The following is a 12372-nucleotide window of genomic DNA, read 5'->3' as shown; positions in this document are numbered from 1 at the left end:
GGATCATCCTGTCCTGTCCGACTACCGCCGAATGATGAATCGTGTGTCGCAGGCATCATCACCTGCCGCATTGTCCATCGCATGCACATCCATTACCTGACCGGCGAGTTCGCGCGCAGCACCAGCGAAACTGCTTTCCTTTCCAGCCAGATCGAACGCACGCGCGCCATGCTCGGCTTTACGCTGCTGTTCTGCGTCGCGTTCTTTCTGTCATTTTTTGTGACGGATATCGCTGTTCTGGGCATGGCTGCAGCACTGCGCGACACGCTGCCGGCACGCCTTCTGGTCGCGGCCATCGCCGGTACCTGGGCCTGGCTGGCCTATTGCCGTCCGCTGTCGATCCGTGCCATGCGCCTGGCGGCGTCGCTGTCCGAGGGCATCGCGCTAGGCTGCTTCATGGTGGTGGCGCTGGCGCGGCCGCATGAAGTGCACTGGCATGCGATGTCGATGCTGATCATGCTGGTGGTGATCTACCTGTATATCCCGAACCGCCTGGTGTATTCAACCGCGCTCGGCACGGGCGCCTCGATCGTCTTCCTGGCGCTGGTCACGTTCATGCTGCCGCCAAGGCCCGTGTCCGACCTGGTCACGATGGCCATGCTGCTGGTGCTGATCAACACGTTCGGCATCCTGGCGGCGCGCCGCTACAACTGCGTCGCGCGCGAACAGTTCCGGCTGCAGATGACACTCAAGCAGCTCGCCCAGCGCGACCAGCTCACGGGCTGCTACAACCGCCACTACCTGCACGATCATCTGCTGGGGCATGAGCTGGAACAGGCCCGCCGCCGCAAGCATCCGGTATCGGTCATCCTGTGCGACATCGATCACTTCAAGCGCATCAACGACACCTTCGGCCACCACGAGGGCGATGCGGTGATCCGTACCTTTGCCAGTTTGCTGCACGGGATGGTGCGCGACGGCGTCGATGCCGTGGTGCGCTACGGCGGCGAGGAATTTTTGCTGGTCTTGCCCGATACCGGCCTGACGCAGGGGGCACGTCTGGCCGAGGACCTGCGCGCGGCGTTCGCGGCAAACCGGGTTGCGCCCGTTACCGATGGCCCCGGGTTGCAGACCACCGCCAGCTTCGGCCTGGCCACGTTCGATTTCGCCCGCGACGACGGGCGCATCACGCTGCCCGACCTGATCCTGGCGGCCGACAAGCGGCTGTACGCAGCCAAGCACAATGGCCGCAACCGGGTCGAAGCGATCGCGATGAACTGACGGCTACAGCACGCGCTGAAAGGTGCGCCGCACCAGGTCGCGGTCGCCGCAATCGAAGTGCCACCATTCGGTTTTGATGCCCAGGAAGCCCGCCGCCAGCATCGCCTCGCGCAGCAGGCGCCGGTTGGCCACCTGCACTTCGGTGAGGCGTCCGGCCAGCAAAAACCCTTCTTCGAGCGCCGGATGCGACAGCTCGGTCATGTCATCGAAGCCGGTGCCCATGTCCAGTTCATGGCCAGCCGCATCGACCAGCGTCAGGTCCAGCGCCATGCCGTACGAGTGGATCGAGCCGCGCGCCGGATCGGCCAGGTACAGGCGCAGGTCGGTGCCCTCGAGCGCATCCCACAATTGCTGCTGGACGCGCTGCGGCCGCAGTGCATCGAGCACCAGCACCGTCAGGTCGGGCCGGCGTTCAGCCAGCCACGCCACCACGCGCTCGAGCGCTGCGGCCGCCTGCACATGCAGCCAGGCGCAATCGAACGGCGAATACAGATCGCGTCCGACGAAGTTGTTGACGGTGGCGTAGCGCAGGTCGACCCGGATGCCGGCAATGGAATCCAGGTGCCGGAATGCCGGGCTGGCGGCAATGTCTTCGCTGGCGATGAACGCGTGCATGGTGCTGAAAGAATCCTAGGCTGGTTCGAGACAGGCGCGCGCGGTCACGCCGATGCAATTGGCCAGCTCGCGCGCGCCGTGCGACAGCGGCGCGTGACTGGCCGTCAGCAGGTACAGGTGCACGGGAATCGACGGCGACCACTGGCGGCACTGCACCTGGCCCGCTGCGGCCGATGCGGCCGTGAACGGATCGACCACCGCCGTGCCGGCGCCGGCTTCGACCAGCGAGCGGGCGATCTGGTACGTTTGCACGACGGTGCGAAACACCGGTTGCACGCCCTGCGCTTCGCAGGCCGCCATCACCATCTCGCCCAGCGGATCGCGGTCGGCCATGCCGATCAGTTCACCCGTCAAACCATCGGCCGCAATCGGCGTGCGGCATTCGGCGTCGCTCCAGGTGCCGCGCGGCGCCATCACCGTCAGCAGGCCGTGCGCGATCGGCTCGGCCACGATGCCGGGATGGCGCGGGTCCTGCAGCGACAGGCCGACATCGGCTTCGCCCAGGCGCAGTGCATTGACGATTTCGCTCGTGTGGTGCGTGGCCAGCTCGCAGCGTGTTTCGGGAAAGGCGCGGCGCCAGGCGGTCATCCCGGCCGGCAGCACGCTGACCGCAATGGTCGGCGTGGACACCAGGCGCACGGTTTCCACCGCGCGCCCCTTCAGGCTCGCGGCCAGGCGGCGGATGCCCTGCAGGTCGCGATGAAGCTTTTCGGTTTCGACGAACAGGCGGTGCGCTTCCGGCCTGGGATACAGCTTGCCGCGCACGCGCTCGAACAGCGGCATGCCCAGTTGCAGCTCGGCGTGCTGCAGCACCTTGGTCACCGCCGGCTGCGAGATATGCAGCACCTGGGCGGCGCCGCTGATGGTGCCGACCTGCATGATGGCGTGGAATACTTCGATATGGCGCAGACGCATCGCTTATCCCCCAATTGCCGCCATCATGGCGTGGTGATGACCGGCGTGGCCGGGGCCGGGGCGGTTTCCGGCGTCGGCTCGACCGGCAGGACGGGCGTCGGCTCGGGCAAGGTCGGTGTCGGTGTCGGTGTCGGTATCGGTGTCGGTGTCGGCATCGGTGTCGGTGTCGGTGTCGGCATCGGCATCGGCGCTGGCATCGCAGCTGGTGCCACGGGCGCCAGCGCTGCCGGCACCACCGGTGGCGGCGTGTTTGCCGGCGTGGTCAGGACTTCGAGCAGCGCAGCCGTCTCGGCATCGGCAACGCCCGAGATATCGCGCGGCCGGTACTTCATCTGGAACGCCGCCAGCGTGGTGCGCGTCGCGTCGTCATACATGCCGCTCTGCACCAGGCCGAAGCCGTGCGTGGCCAGCTTGCGCTGGAACCAGGCGACGTCCGGCAGCAGGGCTTCGAAGGCCGGGCGCACGGCGGCGACGCGGTTCGCGTCCGGCCACAGCACCAGGCCTTCCTGCGCCAGGCGCTGCCACGGGAACTGCGGCCCCGGATCTTGCTTCCTCAGCGGCGCGATATCGCTGTGACCGAGCACGTTCTCGGGCGCGATGCCGTGGCGCGCCACGATGTCCTTCACCAGCGGAAGCAGCGCATCCATCTGCGCCTGCGGGAACGGCGCATAGACGCGGCCCTGCGGCGTGTCCTTCCAGCCGGCGTTGACGATCTCGATGCCGATCGAGCTGTTGTTCAGTTGCGTGAAGTTCTTCCAGCTCGAATTGCCCGCATGCCAGGCGGCGCGGTTCTCGTCGACCAGGCGGTATATCTTCGGCTGCGCTTCGTCGGTCAGCAGGTAGTGCGAGCTGACCTGCTGCTGCGTCAGGATCTTGATCGAGGCCGGCGTGTTGGCCACCGTGTAGTGCAGCACCAGAAAGCGCGCGCGGCTCGACTGGCCAACCGCATCGTAGGTGGTGTCGTACTTCGGCGTGGTCGGGGCGGTGGTGGTACAACCTGCCAGCACGGCCAGGGCGAGAGCGGCAAAGATCGATTTCATGGGGATTCCTCGTTGATGTTCTTGTGGGTTGCGCGCGCGGGCGGCGTGGCGGCCGGTTGCAATGCGAGCCGCGCGGCGCCGTGGTGGGCGCGCAGGCCGGTCTGCGTGAGCTCCAGCCCGGCCGGCAGCGCGGCGCGCATGGTCTCGATGATCAGTGGATGCAGTTCGCTTGCGCGGCCGGCCAGCACCACCGGACGCGGGCCGAAACGGCGCGTGAGCGCCAGCGCCAGGCGCGCCAGTTCCAGGCCGGCTTCGCTCAGGATCGTGGCAGCGGCCGGATCGCGCTGTGCGCTGGCGGCAACGGCCAGCGCCAGCTTGCCGATCGCGCCGCGCTCGCCCTGATAGATGAACTGGCGCGACACATTCCAGTCAGCGCCGCCGATGTGTTCGAACACGGCCTGCGCCAGCGGCGAATCGCGCCAGCAGCCGGGCTGCTCGTCTTCGTTGCGCCAGATGTGGCGCAGCGCTTCGCGCGCGATCCAGAAGCCCCCGCCGCCATCGTCGAGCAGCACGCCGCGCCCGCCGGCGCGATGAAACACGTGGTCGGCGTCGATGTAGGCGCCGATCGAGCCGGTGCCCGCGTACACGAGGTAGCCGGCGCCGGGCGCGAAATTGGCGCGGTACGCCAGTTCGATATCGTTCGACAGCGTGACGGCGCTGGGCGCGACGCCCAGCAACTGGGCCAGCCACGATTGCAGCAGTTCGTCGTCGCCGCCGAACCCCGTCAGGCCGGCCTGGATGCGCAGCGGACTGGCATGTGCAAGCACCGCCGCCGCCAGTTCTTCGAGGCTGGCGCGCACCGCTGCGCGCCCGTCGGACGTGGCCATCTGCAGCGCCGACAGGCCCGCCACCACACCGTCGGCCAGGATGGCGCCGCCGGGGGCCGCCAGCGCCCAGCGCGTCTCGGTGCCGCCGGCGTCGATCCCCAGGCCAAACCCGCTCACGTTGTCACGATCAGATGACATCACAAAATCCGCCCATAAAACCCGATGCTACCTGCATTACGCTTTGCCCCATACCCGCACCCGTGCGCCCTCGTTGCCCAGGCGGTCGACTGCGCTGACCACCACGATCTCGGCCGCGCCCAGCGTTGCGTCATCCGGCACCGACCAGGCCACGCGCACCGCCGGCACCACGGCGAAGCGCCATTGACCACCATGGCGCGACCAGACCGCGTACAGCGCATTGGCCTTGCCCGCCTTGAGCGTCAGGTCGACCGAGCGCGCGCGGCGTGAGGACCCTACCAGCGGCGTACCGGGCCGCTCGGTGCCCAGCCACGGCGTGGCCGGCACCAGCGCCTGACCGGCGTAGCGGGTCGTGCGCAGCTGGTCGGCGATCCCTTTGCGGTTCTGCATCAGGGCCACCATGCTGAAGTGGACGTGGCCGGTAGCCAGCGGCCGCGTACGGGTCAGGTCGACCTGCGCCAGCACCTCCTGCGGCTCGTAGGCCTTGGTCGGCGCACCGATGCGGCTCGTAAACAGGCCTGGCCAGATGTGGCGGCGCTGCGGATTTTGCCTGATCCAGTAATCGAGCAGCACGCCGTAGGCCTGGCCCGGCGGCTTGATCGGCCAGTACAGCTGCGGCACGAAGTAATCGAGCCAGCCTTTCTCGAGCCACAGTTCGGCGTCGGCATACAGCTTGTCGTACTGCGAAAAGCCGTTGATGCCGGGCGGGCGGCGGTCCGGGCGGCCCAGTCCAAAGGGACTGACGCCGAAGCGTACCCAGCTCTTTTCGGCGTGGATCCCCTTGTACATCGCTTCGATCAGGCGGTTGACGTTGTCGCGGCGCCAGTTGGCACGATCGAGCTGGCCGCCGCCGGCCAGATAGCGGTGCCAGGCCGGATCGTCCGGGAAGTCCAGTTCGCGCGTGCCGGTGCGCCCGTCAAGGGCTGCGGCGTTGCCGGCCACCTGCGGCGCGGCGTCGACCGGGTACGGATAAAAATAATCGTCGATGTGCACGCCGTCGATGTCGTAGCGGCGCACGACGTCGAGGATCACGTCGAGCGTCTGCTTGACGGCGGCCGGCTCGCCCGGGTCCATCCACATGAATTTGCCGTAGCGCTTGACGATCGCCGGATTGGTGTTGGTGATGTGGTTCGGCGCCGACTGGCCGCGCGACGCGTCCATGCGCGCGCGATAGGGATTGAACCACGCGTGCAGCTCGATGCCGCGCGCATGCGCTTCGGTGATCCAGTACGCGAGCGGATCGTAGAACGGCTGCGGCGCCTTGCCCTGGATGCCGCTCAGGTATTCGGTCCACGGTTCGAGGTTCGACGGATAGATGGTGTCGGCGGCCGGGCGCACCTGCAGCACGATCGCATTCAGGTTCATGGCCTGGGCGCGGTCGAGGATGGCGAGCACTTCCTGCTGCTGCTTGGCAGCGCTCAGGTTCGGTCGGCTGGGCCAGTCGATATTGGCGACCGTGGACACCCAGGCGGCGCGAAACTCGCGCGGCGCGGCCGGCGGCTCGTTGCCACCGATGAAAGTTGTGGCGCCGGGCTTGGTGGGCTTGGTGCCGCAGGCGGCCAGGCCCAGGGCGACGGCGCTGGCCATGCCGAGCGTGAAAGTACGTTTGTTCAGGTTGGGAAGCAAAAAAGAACTCCTTGATGTTGCTGTACCGGAGGTTGACGCTCCGCGCCGGCGCCACGTCGGGCGCGGCAGCGCGGGCGTCAGCCGTCCGCTTATTTTTTTCCGAATTCCGGATCGATCTTGACGAGCGCCGCCACGATGAAGGCGGGAATGGTCGCAAGACAGGTCCAGATGAAGAAGTGCTGGTAGCCGAGGTATTCCTGCAGGTCGCCGCTCCACATGCCGGGCACCATCATCCCGAGCGCCATCAGGCCCGTGCAGATCGCATAGTGCGCGGTCTTGTTCGGGCCATCGGCCACCATGATCATGTACATCATCATCGCGGTAAAGCCGAAGCCGTAGCCGAACTGCTCGAGCGCGAGGAAGCTTGATACGACCATCAGGTCGGTCGGCTGGGTTTGCGACAGGTAGACGAAGACCACGTCAGGCAAGTGAATCGCAAACACCATCAGCCACAGGCAGCGCTTGAGGCCCACGCGCGAAATCAGCCAGCCGCCGGCCAGGCCGCCTAGCGTCAGCGCGATGATGCCCACCGTGCCGTAGGCGATGCCGTATTCGGCGGTCGTTAAACCCAGGCCGCCGGCGCTGATGGGGTCTTTCAAAAATGGCGCGACGAGTTTGAGCAGCTGCGCTTCACCGAGGCGGAACGTGAGGATGAACGCGACGATCATCCAGATATCGCGCTTCTTGAAAAAGGCGACGAAGGTGCCGACGAAGTCGCGCAGCGGGTTGTCGCTCTTGGGGACGGCGTGGTCATCATCCGGCACGGGCAGCGCCCACTGGTGCCACGCAAAGGCGGCGAAGAACAGGCCGGCCAGCACGTAGAACACGATCGACCAGGCCTGGCGCACATCGCCCAGGCTCACGGCCAGGTAACCGGCCAGCACCACTAGCGGACCTTGTCCGAACAGCGTGGCCAGGCGGTAGAAGGTGCTGCGCACGCCGACGAACGCCGCCTGCTGCTTCTGGCGCAGGCCGAGCATGTAGAAGCCGTCAGCCGAGATGTCGTGGGTGGCGGAGCTGAACGCCATGATCCACAGGACGGCCAGGCTGACGACGAAGAAGGTGGGCAGGTGCAGCACCGTGCCCACGGCAATCAGCGAGGCGCCGACGGCCAGTTGCAGCAGCACGGTCCAGCGGCGCTTGGTGCCGAACATGTCGACGATCGGGGACCACAGCGGCTTGATCACCCACGGCAGGTACAGCAGGCTCGTATAGAAGGCGATGTCGGAATTGGAAATCCCCATGTCCTTGTACATGATGACCGACAGGCTCATCACGACGACATACGGAATCGCCTGGGCAAAGTACAGGGACGGCACCCACAGCCACGGGCTGTTCGCTTGCGGTTTTTGCATGACTCTTTCGTGCGCCGTGCAGGCCGGTGCTGCTGAAAGGGCGCGTGCTTACGCGAGCGCCTGGCGCACGCTGCCGCGCGCCGCTTCCAGCAGCGCTTGCGCCTGCTCGACACTGGTTTGTTTGGACAAGGCCACGATCGCGGTCTTGACGTGGAAGCCGCATTGTTCCAGCACCGCCTGCGCGGCCGCCTCGTCGGCGCCGGTGGCAAAGCTCGTCAGGCGGATTGCACGTCGTACCAGTTTGGCATTGGTGGCCTTCAAGTCTACCATCAGGTTGCCGTAAACCTTGTTCAAACGCACCATCAGCGCGCTGGAAAAGGTGTTCAGCGCGATCTTTTGCGAGGTGCCCGCTTTCAGGCGCGTGCTGCCCGAAATGACTTCGGCGCCCGTGTCGAGCGTGATGCCGATCTCCGCCTGCGTGGCCACCGGCGCATCCGGGTTGTTGGCAAAACCGACCGTCAGCGCGCCGGCGGCGCGGGCGGCGCGGAGCGCGCCCAGCACGTACGGCGTGGCGCCCGACGCCGCCAGCGCCAGCACGACATCGTTCGGGCCCACGTTCACACCCGCGATATCCACCGCGCCCTGCTCCAGGTCATCTTCAGCGCCTTCGACTGCGGCGAACATCGCGCCGTGGCCGCCGGCCAGCAGCGCCACCGCGCGTTCGGCGGGCCAGGAAAAGGTGGGATACAGCTCGACGCTGTCGAGCACGCCGAGGCGGCCCGAAGTGCCGGCGCCGACATAGACCAGGCGCCCGCCCGCTTCCATGCGCGGCAATGCGGCTGTCACGGCAGCGGCGATGCGCGGCCCGGCGCGGCGCACGGCGTCCACCGCATGGAACTGGTCATCGACCAGGGCATTGACCAGTTCGGTCGTCGGGTACTGGTCGAGCGCGGTGTGCGCCAGGGAGGGGGTTTCGGTATTGAGCATCGCTGTCTCGAACCTGCACAGTTTGGTTAAAACCAGTGTAATACCACTTTGACAAGCGCTTCCATGAAAGGATCGGGCGCCGTCATGCCGCCAGGTTATGCATTCAGGCTTGCCGGCGCAGCTCGGCCACGAAATCGTAATGGTCGCTGCGGCAGTAGGAATGGGTCAATTCAACAGGCTGGCCCGATTCGAGATACCCCACGCGAGTGATGAACAGCACCGCGCGGCCCTCGGGCACCTCGAGCCGCGTGGCCAGCTCCAGGTCGGCATTCATCGCGCGGATGTGCTGCAGCGCGCGCACCGGCAGGTGGCCCGACTTGGACAGGTGCGCGTACAGGGACGCGGCCACCAGCTCGGGGCGCGGCAGTACGGCGGCCGGGATCACGCTCACTTCGTAGGCCATGACGATGTCGTCGGCAAAGCGCAGGCGCTCGAGGCGCGCCACGCGCGCGCCGGGCGACAGGCCGAGCGAGAGCTGCTCGTCGGCGTCGGCCAGCATCGTGTCGCGCCGCAGCCATTGCGAGCGTGGGGTATAGCCGCGCTGCTGCAGTTGCTCGGAAAAGCTCGACAGCGTCGACAGCGGCTGCTCGATGCGCGGCGCGATGTAGTTGCCAGAACCGCGCCGGCGCACAACCAGGCCCTGGTCCACCAGCTGGTCGATCGCCTTGCGCGCCGTGACGCGCGAGACGTCGAGCTGCTCGGACAGCATGCGCTCGGACGGCAGCGCCTGGTCAGCCTGGTAACGGCCATCGCGCACGTCCTGCGCCAGCTTGCGCGCAAGCTGCTTGTAGAGCGGCGAATTGTCGTCGTGGTCAACCTGGAATCCGGGGCTGGGGCTGTTCATGGCATCGTGGCAAGGGGGGCGGGCATACGACGAAAGCATACCACTTGCGACCAATGCAAAACGGTTATGCCCTGCGCACGGGTATTCATTGGTCAAGGGTTTCGCGCAGTCCGTATGCTGGACCGATAGTCACAATCACGCAACGCCAAGGGACGAACATGAATCACGGCAGGCGCACCCTGCTCGGCATGGCCATGCTGGGGACGATGGGACCATTATTTGCAGCGATGCCAACAGGCGGTGGCGCGGCAGACACCTTGCAGCGCCAGCTCGACGCCGAACTGGCGGCGATTGCCGACGATCCGTCCTGCCCGCTGGCGAGCCTGTCGGTGCTGGCGCTGCGCGCCGGGCAGCCGGTGTACGAAGGCGCCTTCGGGCGGCGCACGATCGGCAACGGCCTGTTCCCCGACCGCCCGGCCACACCGGCGACGCTGTACCGGATTGCGTCGATCTCGAAACTCGTCACCACGCTCGGGCTGATGCGGCTGCTGGAAGCCGGGCGCGTCGACCTGGACGCCGACGTCTCGGGCTACCTCGGCTTCACGCTGCGTAATCCCCATTTCCCGACCCAGGCCATCACGCTGCGCCAGCTGCTCGTGCACACGTCGTCGCTGCGCGATGATGCAGGCTACTTCTGGCCGGCCACGACGGCGCTGAAGGACGTCGTCACGCCGGCTGCGCAGCCGATGTGGTCAAGCCTGGCCGGACCGGGCGCCTACTACACCTACTGCAACCTGGGGTTCGGCATCATCGGCACGATCATGGAGCGTATCGCGGGCGAACGGTTCGACCTGCTGATGACGCGCCTGGTGCTGCAGCCGCTCGGGCTGCAGGCCGGCTACAACCCGGCCGGATTGCCAAAGGCCGCGCAAGACCAGATCGCAACCATCTACCGCAAGCGCGCCGTCGACAGCGAGGTCTGGGCGCCGAACGGGCCATGGATCGCCCAGGCCGACGATGTCGGCGCGCGGCCACCGGTACCGCCACCGGGCCTGGACGGCTACGTCCCGGGCACCAACGCGACACCCTTCAGCCCGACCGGCGGCTTGCGCATCGCCGCGCGCGACCTGGGCGTCATCATGCGCATGCTGATGGCTGGCGGCGTGCATGGCGGGCAGCGCCTGCTGCAGGGCGCGACGCTCGAGCGCATGTTCGCGCGCCACTGGTCGTACGACGGCGTGGGCGGCAATGGCAATCCGCTGGGCAGCATCCTTAGTCCGCGCGGATTCGGTAACGCCCATTATCCTGACCGCCCCGGCCTGCGGCTGGCGCCAGGCTTCGATGCCGTGGGCCACCTGGGCGACGCCTACGGATTGCGTTCCGTGTTCGCCATGGACCGCGCACGGGGCCATGGCGTGGTCGTGCTGGCCGGCGGCACGGGAACCGACCCGGCCGCTACGCCAGGGCGCGAGACGGCACTGGCGCGTTATGAAGAGCGCATCGTAGCGGCCTTGCACCGCCGCGCGATCCTCGGGCTGGCCGATTGACCGGCATGCGGGCGCGTACATATATCCCGGTTATGAGCGCGCGCGCTAGATTCATTGGCAGTGCGTGCCTGCTGCCCCTAAGCTCCCTGTCCCCACCCGAAAAAAAGAGTCTGGCATGCAGCACATAATCGTCATTGGCGGCGGCGTCGTCGGCCTGGCCTCCGCCTGGTGGCTGCTCGAGGCGGGCCACGAGGTCACGCTGCTCGAGCGCGCGCCGGACGTGGGCAGTGGCGCCAGCTACGGCAATGGCGGGCAGCTCAGCTACCGGTACGTGGCGCCGCTGGCCGACGCCGGCATCCCGCTCAAGGCCTTCAAATGGCTGTTCCAGGCCGACGGCCCGTTGCGCTTCAGGCCCGAGGCCGACCTGCGCCAGTACCGCTGGCTGGCCAGCTTTTTGGCCCACTGCCGCGCCGACGTCAACCGCCGCACCACCGCCAAGCTGCTCGAGCTGGGCGAGCTATCGCGTCGGGCGATGGCCTCGCTCTCGCTGGTCGTGCCGCCCGAACGCTTTGGGTGGCGCGACGCCGGCAAACTGGTGGTGTTTCGCACGCGCGCCGCATTCGATGTCGCCGCATCCAAACCGGGCGCCGGCCAGATCTGGTCGCCCGAAGAATGCACGGCGCACGAACCCGCGCTGGGCGCGGCCCAGCACCTGCTGGCCGGCGGCATCTATAACCCGGGCGAAGCGGTGGCCGACTGCCACGCCTTCTGCGTGGCGCTGGCCGAACGGCTGGGCGAGCATCCGCGCTTTCGCGGTGTCGTCAACAGCACCGCGCTGGGACTGCGTGCAGAGCGGGGCCGCATCACCGGCATCGACACCGTTGGCGGCCTGATCACGGCGGACGCGTATGTGCTGGCCGCCGGCATCCAGAGCCGCACGCTGGCCGACACGGTCGGCATCTACCTGCCGCTGTACCCGCTCAAGGGCTACAGCCTGAGCGCCCCGATCCGCCAGGACGACATCGCGCCCGAAATCAGCGTGACGGATTTCGAGCGCAAGGTGCTGTATGCGCGCATCGGCGACCGCTTGCGGGTGGCGGCGATGGTCGACATGGTGGGCGAGGATGTCTCGCTCGATGCCAAACGCGTTGCGGGCCTGACGCGCCTGGTGCGCGAGACGATGCCGCGCGCGGCGGATTATTCGCAGGTGTCGGCGTGGGCCGGGTTGCGCCCAGCCACGCCGGGCAGCGCGCCGATCATCGGCGCCACGCGCTACGACAATCTGTGGCTCAACGTCGGGCACGGGCCGCTGGGCTTCACGTTTGCCTGTGGCAGCGCGGCCGTGCTGGCGGATCTGGTGCAGGGGAAGGCGCCACCGTTTGCGCTCGATGGCTTGACGCTGCGCGGTCAAGTATGACGAAGGTGATCGCTCGTCGC

The 12372-nt window shown here is 67.3% G+C and carries 10 protein-coding genes and 1 pseudogene; 3 read left to right on the top strand and 8 right to left on the bottom strand.

What is annotated here, in order from left to right; genetic code table 11:
* Window positions 1–81 precede the first annotated feature (81 nt).
* Window positions 82–1221: a GGDEF domain-containing protein gene (locus AC56LV_RS14835; protein WP_499558710.1), complete on the top strand. Its 1140-nt coding sequence runs from the start codon at window positions 82–84 to the stop codon at window positions 1219–1221.
* 3 nt (window positions 1222–1224) lie between these two features.
* Here AC56LV_RS14835 and AC56LV_RS14830 read toward each other — a convergent pair whose 3' ends face one another.
* From AC56LV_RS14830 to AC56LV_RS14795, 8 genes and pseudogenes are all read right to left on the bottom strand, one after another.
* A complete protein-coding gene (locus AC56LV_RS14830; RefSeq protein WP_499558708.1) occupies window positions 1225–1836 on the bottom strand; it encodes a M15 family metallopeptidase in 612 nt (203 codons plus the stop codon).
* 15 nt (window positions 1837–1851) lie between these two features.
* Window positions 1852–2751 (bottom strand): LysR family transcriptional regulator, encoded by a 900-nt coding sequence (locus AC56LV_RS14825; RefSeq protein ID WP_499558706.1) that lies wholly within the window; start codon window positions 2749–2751, stop codon window positions 1852–1854.
* A gap of 260 nt (window positions 2752–3011) precedes the next feature.
* A pseudogene (locus AC56LV_RS14820) lies at window positions 3012–3797 on the bottom strand (N-acetylmuramoyl-L-alanine amidase); the annotation flags it as partial.
* A complete protein-coding gene (locus tag AC56LV_RS14815) occupies window positions 3788–4756 on the bottom strand; it encodes an N-acetylglucosamine kinase (protein ID WP_499558704.1) in 969 nt (322 codons plus the stop codon). The pseudogene AC56LV_RS14820 and the gene AC56LV_RS14815, both read right to left, overlap by 10 nt.
* A gap of 36 nt (window positions 4757–4792) precedes the next feature.
* On the bottom strand, window positions 4793–6382 hold the full coding sequence (locus AC56LV_RS14810; protein ID WP_499558703.1) for a glycoside hydrolase family 10-like protein: 1590 nt from the start codon (window positions 6380–6382) through the stop codon (window positions 4793–4795).
* A gap of 89 nt (window positions 6383–6471) precedes the next feature.
* Complete coding sequence (locus AC56LV_RS14805) at window positions 6472–7737, bottom strand: MFS transporter (RefSeq protein ID WP_499558701.1); 1266 nt, start codon at window positions 7735–7737, stop codon at window positions 6472–6474.
* Window positions 7738–7785: 48 nt separating this feature from the next.
* Window positions 7786–8664, bottom strand: coding sequence for an N-acetylmuramic acid 6-phosphate etherase (gene murQ / locus AC56LV_RS14800; RefSeq protein WP_499558699.1), 879 nt, complete (start codon window positions 8662–8664; stop codon window positions 7786–7788).
* A 103-nt stretch (window positions 8665–8767) separates the two neighbouring features.
* On the bottom strand, window positions 8768–9508 hold the full coding sequence (locus AC56LV_RS14795) for a GntR family transcriptional regulator (RefSeq protein ID WP_183555034.1): 741 nt from the start codon (window positions 9506–9508) through the stop codon (window positions 8768–8770).
* A gap of 158 nt (window positions 9509–9666) precedes the next feature.
* Here AC56LV_RS14795 and AC56LV_RS14790 point away from each other — a divergent pair, with 158 nt between their 5' ends.
* Entirely contained in the window at window positions 9667–10995 is a 1329-nt protein-coding gene (locus tag AC56LV_RS14790; protein ID WP_499558697.1) for a serine hydrolase domain-containing protein, read from the top strand.
* A gap of 115 nt (window positions 10996–11110) precedes the next feature.
* Window positions 11111–12352, top strand: coding sequence for a D-amino acid dehydrogenase (locus tag AC56LV_RS14785; protein WP_499558695.1), 1242 nt, complete (start codon window positions 11111–11113; stop codon window positions 12350–12352).
* Window positions 12353–12372: the final 20 nt, after the last annotated feature.

The organism is Telluria sp. RB2R28 (assembly GCF_059685835.1).
This window is presented reverse-complemented; position numbering and strand designations above follow the sequence as displayed.